This window comes from Methylotetracoccus oryzae, assembly GCF_006175985.1.
GTDB classification, from domain to species: Bacteria; Pseudomonadota; Gammaproteobacteria; order Methylococcales; family Methylococcaceae; genus Methylotetracoccus; species Methylotetracoccus oryzae.
In genome coordinates, this window is record NZ_SRSH01000001.1 from 320,096 (window position 1) to 337,181 (window position 17,086).

The 17,086-nt window shown below is 62.7% G+C and carries 16 protein-coding genes and 2 tRNA genes; 7 read left to right on the forward strand and 11 right to left on the reverse strand.

Annotated features, from left to right (window positions below; all coding sequences use genetic code 11):
- Positions 1-36: 36 nt before the first annotated feature.
- The 5 genes from BWR02_RS01450 to BWR02_RS01470 form a co-directional block, all read right to left on the reverse strand.
- Complete coding sequence (locus BWR02_RS01450; protein WP_139555982.1) at positions 37-942, reverse strand: cupredoxin domain-containing protein; 906 nt, start codon at positions 940-942, stop codon at positions 37-39.
- Positions 943-950: 8 nt separating this feature from the next.
- The gene (locus BWR02_RS01455; RefSeq protein ID WP_139555983.1) at positions 951-2,684 is read right to left on the reverse strand and encodes a multicopper oxidase domain-containing protein; all 1,734 of its coding nucleotides are present in this window, start codon (positions 2,682-2,684) and stop codon (positions 951-953) included.
- A 98-nt stretch (positions 2,685-2,782) separates the two neighbouring features.
- Complete coding sequence (locus BWR02_RS01460) at positions 2,783-3,370, reverse strand: hypothetical protein (RefSeq protein ID WP_139555984.1); 588 nt, start codon at positions 3,368-3,370, stop codon at positions 2,783-2,785.
- Between the two features lie 182 nt (positions 3,371-3,552).
- Positions 3,553-6,609 carry an efflux RND transporter permease subunit gene (locus tag BWR02_RS01465; RefSeq protein ID WP_139555985.1) on the reverse strand — a complete coding sequence of 1,019 codons (3,057 nt, stop codon included), beginning with the start codon at positions 6,607-6,609 and terminating at the stop codon, positions 3,553-3,555.
- Positions 6,610-6,616: 7 nt separating this feature from the next.
- Entirely contained in the window at positions 6,617-7,708 is a 1,092-nt protein-coding gene (locus BWR02_RS01470; RefSeq protein ID WP_139555986.1) for an efflux RND transporter periplasmic adaptor subunit, read from the reverse strand.
- On the opposite strand from BWR02_RS01470, the gene BWR02_RS20775 reads away from it, so the two are divergent.
- On the forward strand, positions 7,707-7,871 hold the full coding sequence (locus BWR02_RS20775; RefSeq protein ID WP_162559967.1) for a hypothetical protein: 165 nt from the start codon (positions 7,707-7,709) through the stop codon (positions 7,869-7,871). The two genes, BWR02_RS01470 and BWR02_RS20775, sit on opposite strands and share 2 nt — an antisense overlap.
- Before the next feature lie 24 nt (positions 7,872-7,895).
- Here BWR02_RS20775 and grxC read toward each other — a convergent pair whose 3' ends face one another.
- Positions 7,896-8,156, reverse strand: coding sequence for a glutaredoxin 3 (gene grxC / locus BWR02_RS01475; protein ID WP_139555987.1), 261 nt, complete (start codon positions 8,154-8,156; stop codon positions 7,896-7,898).
- Between the two features lie 92 nt (positions 8,157-8,248).
- Here grxC and BWR02_RS01480 point away from each other — a divergent pair, with 92 nt between their 5' ends.
- Positions 8,249-8,473: a YgaP family membrane protein gene (locus BWR02_RS01480; RefSeq protein WP_139555988.1), complete on the forward strand. Its 225-nt coding sequence runs from the start codon at positions 8,249-8,251 to the stop codon at positions 8,471-8,473.
- A 113-nt stretch (positions 8,474-8,586) separates the two neighbouring features.
- Here BWR02_RS01480 and BWR02_RS01485 read toward each other — a convergent pair whose 3' ends face one another.
- Both BWR02_RS01485 and glnK read right to left on the reverse strand, forming a co-directional pair.
- Positions 8,587-9,996 carry an ammonium transporter gene (locus BWR02_RS01485; protein WP_139555989.1) on the reverse strand — a complete coding sequence of 470 codons (1,410 nt, stop codon included), beginning with the start codon at positions 9,994-9,996 and terminating at the stop codon, positions 8,587-8,589.
- Between the two features lie 15 nt (positions 9,997-10,011).
- The gene (gene glnK, locus BWR02_RS01490; RefSeq protein WP_129883045.1) at positions 10,012-10,350 is read right to left on the reverse strand and encodes a P-II family nitrogen regulator; all 339 of its coding nucleotides are present in this window, start codon (positions 10,348-10,350) and stop codon (positions 10,012-10,014) included.
- Between the two features lie 318 nt (positions 10,351-10,668).
- Between glnK and BWR02_RS01495 the strand changes: the two genes are divergently transcribed.
- The 5 genes from BWR02_RS01495 (at position 10,669) to BWR02_RS01515 (ending at position 14,738) form a co-directional block, all read left to right on the forward strand.
- Positions 10,669-10,920 (forward strand): accessory factor UbiK family protein, encoded by a 252-nt coding sequence (locus BWR02_RS01495; protein WP_139556203.1) that lies wholly within the window; start codon positions 10,669-10,671, stop codon positions 10,918-10,920.
- A gap of 19 nt (positions 10,921-10,939) precedes the next feature.
- Positions 10,940-12,469, forward strand: coding sequence for a YifB family Mg chelatase-like AAA ATPase (locus BWR02_RS01500; RefSeq protein ID WP_139555990.1), 1,530 nt, complete (start codon positions 10,940-10,942; stop codon positions 12,467-12,469).
- Positions 12,470-12,472: 3 nt separating this feature from the next.
- A complete protein-coding gene (rep, locus tag BWR02_RS01505) occupies positions 12,473-14,485 on the forward strand; it encodes a DNA helicase Rep (RefSeq protein WP_139555991.1) in 2,013 nt (670 codons plus the stop codon).
- A gap of 24 nt (positions 14,486-14,509) precedes the next feature.
- Positions 14,510-14,586, forward strand: a tRNA-Arg gene (locus tag BWR02_RS01510).
- 75 nt (positions 14,587-14,661) lie between these two features.
- Positions 14,662-14,738, forward strand: a tRNA-Pro gene (locus BWR02_RS01515).
- Positions 14,739-14,752: 14 nt separating this feature from the next.
- Here BWR02_RS01515 and BWR02_RS01520 read toward each other — a convergent pair.
- The 3 genes from BWR02_RS01520 to BWR02_RS01530 are packed head-to-tail and all read right to left on the reverse strand — an operon-like array spanning position 14,753 to position 16,961.
- The gene (locus BWR02_RS01520) at positions 14,753-15,826 is read right to left on the reverse strand and encodes a tyrosine-type recombinase/integrase (protein ID WP_139555992.1); all 1,074 of its coding nucleotides are present in this window, start codon (positions 15,824-15,826) and stop codon (positions 14,753-14,755) included.
- Positions 15,712-16,053 carry a helix-turn-helix domain-containing protein gene (locus BWR02_RS21575; protein WP_162559968.1) on the reverse strand — a complete coding sequence of 114 codons (342 nt, stop codon included), beginning with the start codon at positions 16,051-16,053 and terminating at the stop codon, positions 15,712-15,714. The genes BWR02_RS01520 and BWR02_RS21575 overlap by 115 nt, the downstream gene beginning before the upstream one ends.
- Positions 16,050-16,961, reverse strand: a complete 912-nt coding sequence (locus BWR02_RS01530) for a replication initiation factor domain-containing protein (RefSeq protein ID WP_162559969.1) — start codon at positions 16,959-16,961, stop codon at positions 16,050-16,052. Before BWR02_RS01530 ends, BWR02_RS21575 begins: the two co-directional genes overlap by 4 nt.
- Positions 16,962-17,086: the final 125 nt, after the last annotated feature.

Sequence of the window (17,086 nt, forward strand, 5' to 3'; positions counted from 1 at the left end):
GCAGAGATCGCCCCAACGGCCAGCGTGAAAGGACATTCAACCGGTTCGGGCCCTTATCTGGCGCACGACCCATTCAATGACCACAACGGCATGGTCCCACATCCGGCGAGCCGCAGCCGCAAGGACGTTCCCCGCATCCTTTGCCGTGAGGCGAGCCAGCCGACCGCCCCACGCACGGGCCGCGAACGGGGCACCGAAGGCACCGACCAGTGCGCCGATCACCGTCATGCCGGAAAACCACGATTCGGCTTCCGGCGCAGGCGCGCTTGCCGGTGCAGCCGCACTGGACATCCCGGTTCGATCAACATCCGCGGGCGCCACCACCTGAGTCGGCGCAGGCCCCGGGCCGTAGTGGTCCCGAATCACCTGATCGGTCAGGCCCGGAATGCTCGGAAACGGCGCACTGCCCTTCCCGACGATCAGCTGTGCCTTCATGCCCTTCTCCATGTGCTGCGCGATATCGCAGTGCACCAGATAGGTCTTGTCCTCGTTGGGCAGGATCAGCGTGCCGCTGATTTTGGCCGGCCCGGTGACTTCAAGGTGGAACATGCCCTTGTCGTACATGTACTTCGGCAGGCCATGCATCATCCATTGATGACGAATGTGATCCTCGTTGATGAAATGCACGGTCAGTTTGGTGCAGGGCTCGAAGCGAAACTCCTGCTGGTCGAACGCGAACATCGTTCCGGGAAACTTCTTCGAGTACTTATGTCCGGCGCGGACCGTTACTTCCTTGGTCGCGGCAATCTTGCTGCAACCGTCCGGCAGACGATCCTTGTTCTGCCCCATGATCATACCGCCGTCCATATCCATCAAATGGCCGTCACCATGGTCCATCAGCATGGTGTGTTCGACGATTTCGTTGGATTCACCGGCAGGGTAAGCCGTCGTCGAACCGGCCGCGACAGCAGAGGCCAGGAGTAAGCGTCTGAGCGTGTTCATCGGGAATCTCAACCGGAAGTCTTGCTACGGAACTGGGTGATGAGCTGGTTGGAAAGCGCCATCACTCGCTCACGGTGAACAAACAAGAAGTAACCCAAGGTGCCCAACAAAAGGCCAAAGAACAGGTTTCCCCAGGCGCCTGAAGCGGATGCGGCCGGCGCGCCAACACTCGCTGTGGGTGTTGGTGCTGGCTCAGCCGACACTTCGGTTTCGGGCAGCGCCAGACTGCCCCAGTCATCCGCCCATTCCTGCCAGACCGGTACTTTCTTTTCCCAGAATTCCTTCGTGAAGTACGGCTTGAGGTCCATCCCGTGAGTCTTCGGAAGCCCCTTGTCATCGATGTACTGCTTGTAGACCAACAAGCTGATGCTGCCACCCTCGCCGACCCCATCGGTTGTAAAGGCCTTCTCGGTATGGTCGTGGAACATCCATATGCCCGACCCGAAACTGTGCAGGCCATCGTTGGTGGTGTTCAATTCAAGGTCGAGTCGCTGCGCGGGGACCATCGCGTATACGTCGCGCGTCACGCGCGCCTCGGGCCGCTGCGGCACACCGTCATAGTGAGTTTCAGTCGCCTTGTGGCCGTGGATATGCAAGGCCAGGCTCTCCGTATGCCCATTCAAAATGCGCAATTTAATCTTCTGATTGGGCTCGGCCACGATCAGCGACTCGCGCAATGTGTACGGAAATGCACGACCATTCAGCAGGTAGTAGTCATCCGTGGCGTCCGTGATGTCGTATTCCTGGTTGATCGCCCGGGCGATCAGGCGCGGGTCGTTGTACGACTGCGTCAGCTTGTGCAGTTCCTTGTCGACCGACTGGTAGTGGATGTCGTATTCCTGTTGATACTCCGCAGCAACGGCCGCGGACGGGTGCCGTACTTGCCCGGCCCCGACGTTCAGTGTCTGTACCCAGTTGTTCGGACGGTTTTCCTCCACGACCAACATGCCCGCCAATCCCATCGGAATGTGGGTGTGCGGCTGCACGTGGCAGTGGTAATACATGGTGCCGGCCTGACGCGGCTTGATCACATAGGTCTTGCTCTGACCCGGCATGACGTCCATCTGACTGGTCTGTCCGACACCGTCATTGCCGTCGCCGCTGTGATCCATGAATGGATGATCGACGCCATGCAGATGGATTGAATGCGGAAAGTAGTGGCTGTTCTCGAGCGTGATCCAGACGACATCGCCCTGCTCGACGCGAATCACCGGAGCCGGTGCCCTGAGATACGGATTGGCTTCGGCGCTGGCGAAGCTCTTTGTGGACATGTCGCGCGTCTTCGGGGCGAATACCCAGAAGGCAGGCTGGATGCCGGGCGCCACGTCGAAAGTCGGCACGACGCCCGGGAAATCGGGCGAGTGCCCGTTGACTTCGATAACTTCCAGCTTGATCACGATATGGTCGGGGTCGCCGTCCCCGTCGATATCGTTCGTCTTGGTGATGGCGTCCGCAGCGAGCTGCGTATCCATCAAGGTCTGCATGGAGATATTGTTCGTGCCTTTCACGAACGCCGCAATGTCGGCAGGATTGTCCGGATCGCACACCCGTGATTCCTGAATTGCAACTCCCTCGAGGGTTTGCGCATCGCGCCAGATCGAAGGTGTTCCGGTGTCACAGAACGGTTCCGACTTGCCGGGGGCCACTTTGGCGCTCGGCGGCGGCGTGTTGACGGCACTGGCGGGTGCGGCCCCGAGGGCGAGCATCGCACCGGCGAGGAAAGCAAACGAGCGATTGATCATCTTGCACGGGGCCATTACGGCGTAATGTGTGTAGCGCTAATTACGTCGGGCGACGTCCCTTTCGTTCTCCCGAAGTGTCTCTCCAGATCCGGCAGGGATCAGGCTGCTTTCTTTTTCTTCAGCAACTTGTCCACGATCGCCTGGAAGGCCGGATTCGACAGATAAAGGATGTAACCGACAGCGATCAGGATCACGGCAATCACGATGAAGGTGGTGGTCGACATCCCGCTGGCGGATGCACCCACTTTGAACGGGACGTGCGCGTCGACTTTCTGGCCTTCATTCACCAGCGTCACATGCGCCAGGTAGGGACCGGACTCCGTCAGGTTAAGCTGCGTGTTGTAGGTCCCCTTAGGGTTCTTCGTGGGCGGCTGATAGAAGACACGGGTGCCGGCAGGCTCCTTCGTGATCTCGAACTCCACCGTCATCTCGCGCAGCGCCTTGCCCTCGTAGTCGAATACGATGGTGACCGGGCCCACTTCGGGAATGTCGTTACAGTATTCCGTGGTTCCGCCGATCTGCGGCTGGTAAGCCGTAAAATGCACCAAGTGCGGGCCGACGTTGATCCGGCACTTGTCTGCCTCGACGCTCGCACCGCCATGGGCCCAACTGGCCGACGGGGCCAGTGCAGCCAGGAACAGGGTGATAACGAGCAGTCCGCCCCTTATAAAATTGGATGTACGCATAAGATCTTCCCTCGCTTGCAATTCAAGGTTGTTGTATTTCTCTATCCGGAACTCAGAACAGAGTGTCTGGCTGGTCGTACGCTAAGCGCTCGGAATGCCCGGATGCCGTTTCACCCGGCCTCAGGATGAGGAGTGGCGACTATACATTAGCGTGCGCTCAACGGTCAAAACCTGACGGTTTGTCAACCATTGTGGTGCGAACGCCGTGCACCGAAGAGCTTCGAGAACGAAACGTACACGGATGGTATGACAAATACTGTCAGAAAGGTTCCAATCGTCATGCCGCCGACGATAACCCAGCCGATCTGCTGTCGGCTCTCGGCGCCCGCCCCGGTAGCCAGGGCCAGAGGCAGTGCGCCGAGGATCATCGTCAGCGAGGTCATGACGATCGGGCGCAACCGGAGCACCGCGGCACTCGCGGCGGCATCGACGGCCGCCATGCCCGAGCGCGCGAGCTGGTTGGCGAACTCCACGATCAGGATGCCGTTCTTGGTGATTAGCCCGACGAGCATCACGAGGCCGATCTGACTATAGACATTGAGCGTACCCCCGCTGAGCTTGAGTGCGAGCAGCGCCCCGATCAGGGCAAGCGGAACGGTCAGCAGGATAATCAGCGGATCGACGAAGCTCTCGAACTGCGCCGCCAGCACCAGGTAGATGAAGGCCAGCGCGAACAGGAAAGTCAGATACAAAGTCTGGCTGGACTCCCGAAATTCAAGCGACTGCCCGGTCAGGTCGGTCTTGAAGCTGGGCGGCAGCAACTCACGCGCGACGCGGTCGAACTCCGCCAGCGCCTGCCCCAGCGTAAACCCCGGCGCGAGATTCGCGGAGACGGTCGCAGCTCGCAGGCGGTTGAAGTGATTCAGTTCCTTGGCCGAGGCCAGCGTCTGCAAGTCGACCAGATTCGCCAGCTGTACCAGTTCGCCCTTTTCGCTGCGCAAGTAGATGGAAAGGATGTCGCCCGGCGCGGCGCGCTCGCTGTCCGCCAAGCGCACGATGACATCGTACTGTTCTCCCTCCCGCTTGAAACGGGTCACCTGCCGGCCGCCGAGCAGCGTCTGCAGCGTCCGCCCGATCTCATCGATATCGACCCCGAGGTCCGCCGCCTTCTCCCGGTTCACGAACACACGGATCTGCGGCTTGTCCATTTTCAGATCGCTGTCGACGTTCATGATTCCGGGAAGCGTTGTGACCTTGCGCATGAAGGTGGTCACGCGCTCCTCCAGTTCCGCATAGGTCGGCCCCTGGATCACGAACTGAACCGGCGGGTTCCGGAAATTCTGCCCGAGGGACGGAGGATTGATGGGAAAGGCGAGCACCCCCGGCAGGCTCGTAAATTTCGGCATCAGCTCGGCGGCGATTTGCTGCTGCGACCGCGTGCGCTCACCCCACGGCACGAGCCGAATGAAGGCCAGCGCACTGTTGACAGGATTCGGCCGTTCCAAACCGGGCGCGACGACCATGAAATAGCTGCTGACCTCCGGGATGACGGCGACGAATTTTTCAATCTGCGCCGCATAGGCATCCGTGTAATCAATCGATGCACCCTCGGGGGCTGAGATCGCTCCGATGATGTTACCGCGATCCTCCTGCGGCGACAGCTCCGATGGCAGCGCCGCAAACAGCCGGTAGGTCGCATACCCCATCAGGCCCATCAACACGAAAGTCCAGAGACCATGGCGCAGCCACACGCGCAGCAGCGCCTCGAAGCCCCGCATCATCCGTCCGGGCCTAGCGGGCTCGTGGCCGCCGGCCTCCGGCCGGCTCGCGCGCAGCAGGCGGGAGCACATCATCGGCGTGAGTGTCAACGCCACGAAACCGGACACCAGCACCGCGCAGGACACCGCCAGCGCGAATTCCGAGAACAATCGCCCGGTGTTGCCGCTCATGAAGGCCAGCGGCGTAAACACCGAGGCCAGGGTCAGCGTCATCGCGATCACGGCGAAGGCGATCTCCCGACTACCCTCCAGCGCCGCGGGAAACGGCTTCATGCCGGATTCGATGCGCCGGAAGATGTTCTCCATCATGACGATCGCGTCGTCGACCACGAGACCGATCGCCAGCACCAGCGCCAGCAGCGTCAGGATGTTGACGGAAAAGTCGAACACATAAAGAAAGATGAATGCACCGATCAGCGACACTGGAATCGTCACGAAAGGGATCAGCAATGTGCGGAGCGAGCGCAGGAACACGAACGTGACGGCGAGCACCAAGCCCAGCGCTTCGAACAATGCCTTGTAGACGGCGCGGATGGACTCCTCGATGAACAGCGAGGTATCGAAGGAAACCCGCAGCGTCATGCCCGCCGGCAGGGTGGCATTGATCTTCGGCAGTTCCTCCTTGACCAGACGCGCGACTTCGAGGGTGTTGGCGGTCGCCTGCTTCACGACGCCCAGCCCGACCGCCGGATTGCCATTCACGCGCACGATGTTGCGCTCGTCTTCGGAGCCGATCTCGGCGCGCCCGACGTCGCTCAGCCGAATCGGATACCCGTTGACCTCGCGGATGATCAGCGCGTTGAATTGTTCCGGTGTGCGCAAATCCGTTTCGCTGAAGACCGTCAACTCCCGCATCAAGCCCTCGATGCGCCCGCCCGGGAGTTCGACGTTACGACGCTGCAGTGCGTTCTCGACATCCCCCACGGTCAGACCGTGTGCGGCCAGCCGGTCCCGATCGAGCCAGATGCGCATCGCGTAGCGCCGCTCGCCGCCGATGATCACATTCGAGACACCGGGCAGGGTCTGCAGGCGATCCTGCACGAAGCGGTCGGCAATGTCGGTGATCTCGAGCGCACTGTGGCGTTCGCTGGAGAACGCCAACCAGAGTACCGGCTGCGCGTCCGCATCGATCTTGCTGATGACCGGCTCTTCGATTTCCTCCGGCAGGCGGGCGCGCACGCGCGACACGCGGTCGCGCACGTCGGCCGCCGCCGAGTCCGGATCGCGTGCCAGGGTGAATTCGACCGAGATCCGGCTGACCTCCTCGCGACTGACCGACTTCAGAATCTTGATGCCCTCGATTCCGGACAGCGAATCCTCGAGTGGACGAGTCACCTGGCTCTCGATGACCTCGGCGCTCGCGCCCTTGTAGACGGTGTTCACCGAGACCACCGAGGCATCGATATCCGGATACTCGCGGACCGGCAGGCGTTCGAAGCACATGGCCCCGAGCAGGATCAGGATCAGGCTGGCGACGGTCGCCAGCACGGGACGTCGGATCGAGAGATCGGACAGGACCATTCGGGAATCAGCTCTGGGGTTCCAGCACCGAGACAGTGGCACCGTCGCGCAACTTGGTCTGGCCATCGGTCACGACACGGTCGCCAGGCGCCAGTCCCGACGTGATCTCCACCGCGCCCTGCCGATGGCGGCCGGTCGTAACCTCGACCATGTTCACCTTGTCGCCGGCAAGGCGGAACACGTAGGCGCTGCTGCTCTTCTGCACGATGGCCTGTTCGGGCACGAACAGCGCCTCGCGCGTGCCGGCGAGCCCGAGCCGGATCCGCGTGAACATACCCGGCCGCAGCAGCATCCTTTCATTCGGCAACCGCGCTCGAATCCGCACCGTTCGCGTCGCCTCGTCCAGGCGCGGATCGATCGCAAAGATCTTTCCGGCAAAGGTACGGCCAGGGTAAGCCTCGACGCTGGCGGTCACCGCCAGTCCATTGCTTATCGACCCGGAAAACTTCTCGGGAATCTTGAAGTCGAGCTTGACGGGATCGACCGCCTCCAGATTGACGAGATCCTGGCCGACGGAAACATAGTCGCCCACGCTGACCACCCGTAAGCCGATGATGCCGTCGAACGGAGCCCGGATCACCATCTTCGCAAGGCGCACCCGCTCGCGCTCGACCGTGGCATCGGAGACCTTGAGCTTGGCCAGTACCTCGTCGTACTGCTGCACGCTGGTCAGGTTCTTGCGGCGCATCTCCTTGATCCGCTCGAAGTTCTGACGGTCCAGCAACTGCTGAGCCTCAGCCTGGGCCAGGGTGGCTCGAATCTCGTCGGCGTTCAGGACGAACAGTTCATCGCCGGCCCTAACCTTCGCGCCTTCGGTGAAGCGAATCGCCTCGATACGGGCGGCCAGCTCCGGGCGGATCACCACCGACTCGTTAGCCGCCAGCGTGCCGACCGCGTTGATTTCGTCATCCACGCGCTCCTTCGCGACCCGTGCCACGCGGACACCGACAGCGGGCGGCGGCCCTGGGGATGGCGGCGCCGGTGCTGCCGGCCGCTGCGCGGGCAGATCACCCGATGCGGCGGTTTGCAGATACCGCCACAGCCCCAGACCGGCAGCGAGTGCCAGCAGGGCGATCAGCGCGAGAATTCGGGTTCGCATGAAGGATATCGAAGAGGGCAAGGCCACTCATGCCGGTAATGAAAAACCGGCCGGGGTAGACTCCGGAATCCACCAGCGTGTCGGCGGTGGTCCGTGGCTGGCGTCGGACCGGAAACCGACTTTGGCTGTCGTAGACGTATCCGGCGCGAAGGATCAGGGCTGAGGCAGAATGCCCGTGATCCCCGTGTTAGCCGGCTCCGAGCAACCCGTCCAGCTGCCCGGACCGGTCCAGGGCCGCCAGATCGTCGAAGCCCCCGACATGGAAGTCGTCGATGAAGATCTGGGGGACTGTCCGCCGCTGCGTTCGGGCGATCATCTCGGCCAGGCGCGCCGGCTCGACGTCGACCTGAATCTTCTCGATCTGCTCGACGCCTTTCGAGTTGAGCAGCCGTTCCGCCATACGACAGAACGAACACAAGCGACTCGTGTACATCACGACTTTGGGCATGCCCGCTCCGGAAGAAAGACTGGGCATTTAGTGTACCATGCACCCTCCGAGTACCGCCGCGCCGCGGCTGCTGATTAAGGGGTGAAATAACGATGACCACCGAACGATGGGTCCGCGTCGTTGCCGGATTCTTTGTGCTGCTGTCACTGAGCCTAGGTATCGAGACCAGTCCTTTGTTCGTCAGTTCAAACTGGCTCTGGTTCACCGCATTCGTCGGTGCCAATCTGCTGCAAAGCGGTTTCACCCGACTCTGCCCGCTCGAAATGATCCTCAGAAGGATGGGCGTGAAATCTGCCGAGAGCGCCTGCTCGCGCTGACCGAAGCCTCGCTCGCCGCCGGCCAATCCCCCCGGAGGATCGCCCGGAAAGGGCCGCAACGACAACGGGCGCCCTGAGGCGCCCGTCCGCGAAGTCCGGAACGTCCGGTCCGATCAGAGGTTGTAGCCGCGTTCGTTGTGCTCGGCCAGGTCGAGACCCAGTGTCTCGTCTTCCGGGGAAATCCTAAGGCCGCCGACCAGCAGGCCGACCACCTTCAGAATGATGTAGGTGCCGATCGTCGTGAAGACGACCGTGACGAGTACGCCCTTGACCTGCACACCAAGCTGCGCGCCGATCGTGACGCCTTCGGCCAGGCCCGCGCCACCGAGTTCGGCGGCCGCGCACAGGCCGGTCAGAATGGCGCCTACGATACCGCCGATGGCATGGACGCCGAACACGTCCAGCGAATCGTCATAACCCATCGCCCGCTTCAACTTTGTCGACGCGAGGAAGCAGGCGACGCCGGCCACGCCGCCGATCAGCAGCGCGCCCATCGGGCCGGCCGTGCCGGAAGCCGGGGTGATGGCTACCAGTCCGGCAACCGCGCCCGACACGATACCGAGAACGCTGGGCTTGCCGTGGGTCAGCCATTCGCTGAACATCCAGGCCAGCGCCGCCATGGCCGTCGCGATCTGCGTGGTCGCCATCGCCATGCCGGCCGTGCCGTTCGCCGCCACGGCGCTGCCTGCGTTGAAGCCGAACCAGCCGACCCACAGCATCGACGCGCCAATCACGGTGAGCACCAAATTGTGCGGGGGCATCGGGGTTTCGGGATAGCCTTTGCGCTTGCCGAGCATCAGGGCGGTCACAAAGCCGGCGATACCCGCGTTGATGTGCACGACGGTGCCGCCAGCGAAGTCAAGGACGCCCCAGTCCCACATCAAGCCACCGTCGCCGCTCCACACCATGTGCGCGATCGGGGTGTACACCACCGTGAACCAGAGACCCATGAAGAGCAGCAGCGCGGAAAACTTCATGCGCTCGGCGAAGGCACCGACGGTCAGGGCCGGGGTGATGATCGCGAACGTCATCTGGAAGGTCATGAACACCGTTTCCGGTATCGTCATCGTCAAACTGTCACGCCCCACCGAAGCGAGGAATGCCTTGTCCAAACCGCCGATCAGCGAATGGAAGTTGAACACTCCCTTCTCCATACCGGTGGTGTCGAAGGCCAGACTGTAGCCGTACAGCATCCACAGCACGGTCATCAACGACGTGATGGCGAAGCACTGCATCAACACCGACAGCACGTTCTTCGTTCGCACCATGCCGGCATAGAACAGCGACAGGCCGGGGATGGTCATGAACAGTACCAAAGCCGTGGAGGTCAGCATCCATGCCGTGTCACCGGAGTCCAGTTTCGGTTTTTCCTCAGCTGCCGCGGCCGTGTCCGGCGCAGCCTCGGTCTCGATGACCTCAACGATGGTCTCGGCGACCGTGCCTGCGGGCGCAGCTGTCTCGGCGAGCGCAGCGCCCGACAAACCCAAGCTCAGGAAAAGCAACAACCCAGTCAAATATCTCATCTGATTCTCCGTTTCTTATAGAGCTTCGGGACCGGTTTCACCCGTCCGGATGCGGATGACCGAATTGAGATCGAACACGAAGATTTTCCCGTCACCGATCTTGCCGGTGTTGGCGGTCCGGCGAATGGCATCCAGCACGGCGTCGAGCTGGTCGTCGGCGAGCGCGACTTCGAGCTTGACCTTGGGCAGGAAGTCGACCACGTACTCGGCGCCCCGGTACAACTCGGTATGGCCTTTCTGCCGTCCGAAGCCCTTGACCTCGGTCACCGTGATCCCGGAAACGCCCACTTCGGAAAGAGCCTCCCGTACATCATCGAGCTTGAACGGCTTAAGAATCGCTGTCACAAATTTCATCTTAAGTTCTCCTGAGAAAACATCACTATGGCGGCTCCGTCGAGACCTCGAATGATCCGGGCCGAAATCAATAATCACCGTCACGGACCGACAATTCGGCCGATTCGGAACCAGGAAAAGCACGTCCTATGCCATGACCGGCTTCGACCGAAACCTACCGCTTCTTGACGAAGCGCCAAGCCTGCCACAGCCCCTGGAACGCACCATAATCGAGCCGATTGACGCTGGCGCACTATCTCGGTGCATACAAAAACCGCTCAGGGCAGCCTCCTCGGCTTCGGCTGGACAGCGTGGCCACCCTTCGCTATCCTCCGACGCATGTTCGATCCCGCATCCCTTGATGAACTCTCCAAGCGTCTGGCCGATGCCATCCCCGGCGGCCTGGTGCAGATCCGCGACGAGATTCAGAAAAGCTTCCGCGCCATCCTTCAGGGCACCCTCTCCCAGATGAATCTGGTCAGTCGCGAGGAGTTCGACGTGCAGCGCGAGGTGCTGGCCCGGACCCGGGCGAAACTCGAAGCGCTCGAAGCCCAGATCGCCGAGTTGGAAGAGCAGTTTCTGAAGCCCTAGCGCCCGGCCGCGTCACAGCGTGAGCCTGGCCATCGTCTACACGCGGGGAAGGCAGGGTATCGCCGCCCCGCTGGTCACCGTCGAAGTCCACATCTCCAACGGCCTGCCGAACTTCACCATCGTGGGCCTGCCCGAAACCGCCGTGAAGGAAAGCAAGGACCGCGTGCGCGGCGCCCTGCTCAATTGCCACTTCGAATTCCCTGCCCAGCGCATCACCGTCAACATGGCGCCGGCCGACATTCCCAAGGAAGGCGGCCGCTTCGACCTGGCCATCGCACTCGGCATCCTCGCCGCGTCGGGGCAGATACGTCACGAAGCATTGGCAATGATGGAGTGCGTTGGCGAGTTGTCCCTAAGCGGCGAACTGCGGCCGATCGTCGGCGCCTTGCCGGTCACCGTCGAAGCCCGCAATGCAGGCCGATCGCTGGTTTTGCCCTGTGGCAATGCCGCCGAGGCCAGTCTGGTCGACGGCGCCGACATCCTGCCGGCAGCTCACCTGCTTCAGGTTTGTGCGCAACTGAACGGCCAGGAATCCATCGCATTCGGGACCTCGGTCCCCGAATTCGAGGCGCCCGCAACCATCCCGCCGGATCCCCCCGATTTCGCGGACGTGCAAGGTCATTTCCAGGCCAAGCGCGCGCTGGAGGTGGCTGCCGTCGGCCGTCACAACCTGCTGATGGCGGGCCCGCCGGGCACGGGCAAGTCCATGCTCGCCACCCGCCTGCCGGGCATCCTGCCACCGTTGAGCGAGGCCGAAGCGCTGGAAACCGCGGCGATCGCATCGGTCAGCGAGTTGCCGTTCTCACCGGCGCTGTGGCGAACGCCGCCGTTCCGCGCACCGCATCATACGGCTTCGGCAGCGGCCCTGGTCGGCGGGGGCAGCAACCCGCGGCCCGGCGAGATCTCGCTGGCGCACAATGGCGTGCTTTTCCTGGACGAGTTGCCGGAATTCGACCGCAAGGTACTCGAGGTACTGCGGGAACCGATGGAAGCCGGCACGATCACCATCTCCCGCGCGGCCCGGCGCGTCGACTTCCCGGCACGCTTCCAGCTCATCGCCGCGATGAACCCCTGCCCCTGCGGCTATCTGGGCGATCCTTCCGGGCGCTGCCGCTGCACGGCCGATCAGGTTCAGCGCTACCGCCAGCGCATATCAGGCCCATTGCTCGATCGCATCGACATGCATATCGAAGTTCCGCGCATCGGACACGCGATGCTGCGCGACGCGAGCCCCGACCGAGAGGAAGCCAGCGCCACGATCCGCGCACGAGTTGCGGCGGCCCGTCAGCGTGCGCTGGACCGCAGTGGCGTGCCCAATGCCGCGCTGACGCCGCAACAGATCAAGCGCGTATGCCGGCTCGATGCGCCCGGACAGAACCTGCTAGAGCAGGCGATTCAGCGGCTCGGCCTGTCGCACCGGGCCTATCACCGCATCCTGAAGGTGGCGCGCACCATCGCCGATGTTGCCGGCAGCGCCGACATTCTTCCGCCGCACGTCGGCGAGGCGATCTCCTACCGCCGGCTCGACCGCCAAACCCCGGCCGCGTGACGCATGGCGATCGAACTGAACCCGCCGCAGCGCGCCGCGGTCACGACCGTCGACTGTCCACTGCTAGTGATCGCCGGCGCCGGCAGCGGCAAGACGCGCGTAATCACCGAGAAAATCGCCCATCTCGTGCGCCAGGGCACGGCGGCCCGCTATATCACCGCAGTCACGTTCACGAACAAGGCCGCCCGGGAGATGAAGAGCCGCGTCAGCCGTACCCTGGACGACCGCGAACTGCGTGGGCTGACGGTCTCGACCTTCCATGCCCTCGGGCTCGACATCGTCCGCCGCGAGCACAAGGCGCTGGGCCTGAAGTCCGGCATCTCGATCTTCGACGAGCACGACCGGATGGCCGTGATCCGCGAGCTGTGCGCGCAGCACCCCGAACGCTTCGATGCCGATCTCGCGGCCGCGTACGCGAGCCAGATCAGCCGCTGGAAGAACCTGTTCCTGCTGCCCGAGCAAGCGCTGCAAGCGGCGACGGACGAGCCGCAGCGCGCTGCAGCGGGCCTGTATGCGGAACTGCTGCGCCTGCTGAAGTCATACAACGCAGTCGACTTCGACGACCTGATCCTGCTGCCGGTCATGCTGTTCCAGCAGCACGAAGAGGTGCTCGAGAAATGGCGCAACCGCATCCGGTACCTGCTGGTCGATGAGTATCAGGACACCAACGAAACCCAGTATCAGCTCGTCAAGCTGCTGACCGGGCGACTGGGCCGCTTCACGGTCGTCGGCGACGACGACCAGTCGATTTACGCTTGGCGGGGCGCGCAGCCGGAGAACCTCGCGCAGTTGCAGCGCGACTTCCCGCGCCTGAAGGTCATCAAGCTGGAGCAGAACTACCGCTCGACCGGACGGATCCTCCGCGCCGCGAATCAGTTGATCGCGAACAATCCGCACGTCTTCGAGAAGAAACTCTGGAGCGCCCTGGGCCACGGCGATCCGATCCGGGTCTTGCGCCATGCGGACGAAATCGCCGAGGCGCGCCAGATCGCGTCCGACATCGTCCATCACAAGTTCCGTCACGGCACCGAGTTCCGTGACTATGCCCTGCTCTATCGCGGCAACCACCAATCCCGGCTATTCGAGCGCGCGCTGCGCGAGTTCAGCGTGCCGTACTTCATCAATGGCGGCCCGTCCTTCTTCGGCTACGCGGAGATCAAGGACGTACTCGCCTATCTCCGGCTGATCATCAACCCGGACGACGACGCCGCCTTCCTGCGTATCGTCAACGTGCCGCGCCGCGAGATCGGGCCTGCAACGCTCGAGAAGCTGGGCCAGTATGCGCAGCGGCGGCATGTCAGCCTGTTCGATGCCTGCTTCGAGCTCGGGCTCGCGCAGGAACTGTCCGACTCCGCCCTGCAGCGGCTCCGGCATTTCTGCGAGCGCATAAGCGACGTCGCCGACCGCTGCGAGCGCGGCGACACCTTCGGCGTTCTCGACGACTTCATTACGGGCATCGGTTACGAGCATTGGCTGCGCGAGAACAGCGCCAGCGCCGCGACCGCCGAACGGCGTTACGGCAACGTGCGGGAGCTGCTGGACTGGCTCAAGCGCATCGCCAGCGAGCAGGAAGAGCAGAAGACGCTGGCCGAGTGCGTCTCCAAAGTGCTGCTACTGGATCTGCTCGACCGCCAGGACGAGGAAAATAGCGGCGACCGCGTCAACCTGATGACGCTGCATGCGGCGAAGGGCCTGGAGTTCCCGTACGTCTATGTCGTTGGCGTCGAGGAGAACCTGCTGCCACACCAGACCAGCATCGAGGAAAACGGCATCGAGGAAGAACGCCGTCTCGCCTACGTGGGCATTACCAGGGCGCAGAAGCAGCTCACACTGAGCTACTGCTCGCAGCGCAAACGCTATGGCGAAGCGGTCAGTTGCGAACCCAGCCGCTTCCTCGAAGAATTGCCGCCGGAAGATCTGGAGTGGCCGGACCGCGTGCCGATCGACCCCGAAGAGCGCAAGGAGCGCGGCCGCGCCTCGCTGGCCCAACTGCGCAGCCTGTTAAGCGACGGTTGAACTGTGATATAGTTCGCGTTCAACGCGCCCGTAGCTCAGTTGGATAGAGTGTTGGCCTCCGAAGCCAAAGGTCGGACGTTCAAGTCGTCTCGGGCGCGCCACTCTATCGCTTCCGCAGTGATAGAGCGCAGTTGTCTTCCCCAGTGCCGGCAATCGGCCAAAGTCCAGTCAGTCGTCGGGGCGTAGCGCAGCCTGGTAGCGCACCTGTATGGGGTGCAGGTGGTCGGAGGTTCAAATCCTCTCGCCCCGACCAATTAAAACAGTCGCTTAGGAAATATTTTCGACTGTTCTTTCATCCCCACCGTGACGAAATCGTGACATTTCGTCCAGTCTACCCACGGCCGCCCGAACGTTGTCCGGTCGGAGATGGGCATATCGCTCCGTCATGGCCACCGTGCTGTGACCGAGAAGGTCACGAACCTCCGGCAGGGGAACCCCGGCGGATACGAGCCACGCCGCACAAGTATGGCGAAGGTCATGCACATGAAAGTCGGTGATCCCTGCACGACGACAGGCGGTACCGAAGCTACCCTTCACGCACGCCAACCGCTTACCGCTTCGATCACAGAACACCCAGTGCGAGCTAGGGCAGTTCTCAGAGCAGAACCGCCTGCGACCGTTTAGCGCCGCCTGGGCATGCTCGTTGAGCGGTACCGTCCTTCGCTTACCTGTCTTCGTGTGCCTGCCTTCCAGCAGGATGAGCCCACGCTTCATGTCGACTCGGCTCCACTCGAGACCGAGCATTTCTCCGCGCCGCATCCCGGTGTTGAGGCCCAGCCGAATGAAATCCGCCAAGTGAGGCGCCTTCGGCTCTGACTCCGCAGCAGCCACCAGGGCAACCGCCTCGTCCTCCGTCAAATACCGCACCCTACCTTCAGGCTCCTTCAATTTCTGGCCGGTGATCGGATTCGGGAGTTGCCACTCGAAGGCGTGATTGCAGAAACTGATACAAGCCGCCAGAAACGCCAGCTCTCGATTGATGGTCGAGTTACTGACGCCCATTTCCTTCCGCGTTGCGATGTACCCGCTGATATCCGACCGTTTCAGCGACTGAATGCTACGATCGGGCAACAATTGCCGCCAGCGTTTCGCATGCAGCTTGTCGTCGGAATGACTCCGCTTATCGCGTTTTGCCTGCAAGAACGCGAGCATCACTTCCTCGATGCTGCGGTCCGGCTCTCGGCCCCAATGTTGCTCTTCGTGAGCGGCGAGCTTCCATTTCGCCTCTAGGCCAACCGCTTCCTTGCGGTCGGTAGTCCCAGTAGACCGTCTAACACGACGGCCGCTGGCGTCCGTATACGACACCCACCAGATGGGGCTGTCTTTTCGTTTGTAAGGCATGTGAATGTCTCCTGTCGCACATGCCCCGCGCGCGGAGCATTATGCGCGGTCTGGGTATGGCTCGCCACCCATGCCCGGAGTCCGTCGACCGGCACCGTCAACCGGCGACCGATCCGCACCACCGGCAACTCCCCGGCCTCGATCAGCCGCCGCACGGTGCGGACCGAGATCCCACCCAGTAGACGCGCGGCATCATCCAGGCTGCACAGGAGCGAGTCTTCGGTCACGGCGCTGCGACCTCGGCGCTGTCGTCGTTGGGTGCGGTCTTTTCCGGTTCCAAGGGGAGCCCCGACATTACGAAGCGCGCGGGCGTACCTTCGACCGAGAGCGTCGCAACGATCCGCGCGGCGTCCCAACCGAGAATGTTGGAGAGGAACCAGATCAGCTTGCCGTAGCTCTTCCGGGCGTAATGAATAAGCCGCTCGAAACTGATCGTGAAGCGTGCCTTGTGGGTCCGGATGCGCTCTTGCGTCTCGGACACCCACGCCAAGCAGGGATAGGCGCCCGCGAGATAGACCCCAGGCCGGAGCAGCGCATCGCGCGGGATGATGCGATCGACCGTATGGAGTTCCAGCTCCCAGCGAACCCAGGGGCTGTCCGGGTCCCCTTCTTTCTTGCCCTTCTCGTAAACGCGCAGCAGCTTGCCGTTCTTCCGCTCGCCCACGTACAGGGTTTTGCCCTTGCCGGAATCGAAATCGTCGGTGTACTTGGCACTCGGCGGACGTCCACCCGTCGTGAACCCACCGGTCGCCAGCATGCCCAACGCCGTTTGGATGTCGAAGACTCCGGCGTAGTCGTCGTGTGCCAGATCGACTCGGGTGATCTTGGCGTCTCGTTGCACCAGCCACGCATGCACCGCCAGCCAATCCGGCACCAGGGCGCAGGCTTCGCCGGACAGACTCAGGAAACAGGTCCCGCCTTGCGACGCGCCGCCTTGGGCCAAGATTCCGACACGGTGACCCAGTTCCCAGGAATCCGTGTACCCCAGGTGCCCGATGTTTCGCTTGCTGCCCACGGGCATACCAAAGACCCGTTCCATGTCCTCGACGAGCCAGGCATCCAGCACACGGCTCCCCCGCTTCGGCACATGCGGGAAAGTGACGTTGAGCCAATCGATCAGCGCGGCATCACCCACTCCCTTGCCCGCGTCCTCACAGGTACTTTCCCCCCGTATTACCTCACGGGGGGACGCCGGCAAGGGGGCGTCGACAGGGCAGCCTGCGAACTCAGCAGGAGCGGCCGCGCCGGGCGCGGGCGCGT

Bases quoted from the DNA above. Each gene is read 5' to 3' on its own strand.
- BWR02_RS01450 (WP_139555982.1), bottom strand. From the start codon at position 942: ATGAACACGCTCAGACGCTTACTCCTGGCCTCTGCTGTCGCGGCCGGT.
- BWR02_RS01455 (WP_139555983.1), bottom strand. From the start codon at position 2,684: ATGATCAATCGCTCGTTTGCTTTCCTCGCCGGTGCGATGCTCGCCCTC.
- BWR02_RS01460 (WP_139555984.1), bottom strand. From the start codon at position 3,370: ATGCGTACATCCAATTTTATAAGGGGCGGACTGCTCGTTATCACCCTG.
- BWR02_RS01465 (WP_139555985.1), bottom strand. From the start codon at position 6,609: ATGGTCCTGTCCGATCTCTCGATCCGACGTCCCGTGCTGGCGACCGTC.
- BWR02_RS20775 (WP_162559967.1), top strand. From the start codon at position 7,707: ATGAAGGATATCGAAGAGGGCAAGGCCACTCATGCCGGTAATGAAAAA.
- BWR02_RS01470 (WP_139555986.1), bottom strand. From the start codon at position 7,708: ATGCGAACCCGAATTCTCGCGCTGATCGCCCTGCTGGCACTCGCTGCC.
- grxC (WP_139555987.1), bottom strand. From the start codon at position 8,156: ATGCCCAAAGTCGTGATGTACACGAGTCGCTTGTGTTCGTTCTGTCGT.
- BWR02_RS01480 (WP_139555988.1), top strand. From the start codon at position 8,249: ATGACCACCGAACGATGGGTCCGCGTCGTTGCCGGATTCTTTGTGCTG.
- BWR02_RS01485 (WP_139555989.1), bottom strand. From the start codon at position 9,996: ATGAGATATTTGACTGGGTTGTTGCTTTTCCTGAGCTTGGGTTTGTCG.
- glnK (WP_129883045.1), bottom strand. From the start codon at position 10,350: ATGAAATTTGTGACAGCGATTCTTAAGCCGTTCAAGCTCGATGATGTA.
- BWR02_RS01495 (WP_139556203.1), top strand. From the start codon at position 10,669: ATGTTCGATCCCGCATCCCTTGATGAACTCTCCAAGCGTCTGGCCGAT.
- rep (WP_139555991.1), top strand. From the start codon at position 12,473: ATGGCGATCGAACTGAACCCGCCGCAGCGCGCCGCGGTCACGACCGTC.
- BWR02_RS01520 (WP_139555992.1), bottom strand. From the start codon at position 15,826: ATGCCTTACAAACGAAAAGACAGCCCCATCTGGTGGGTGTCGTATACG.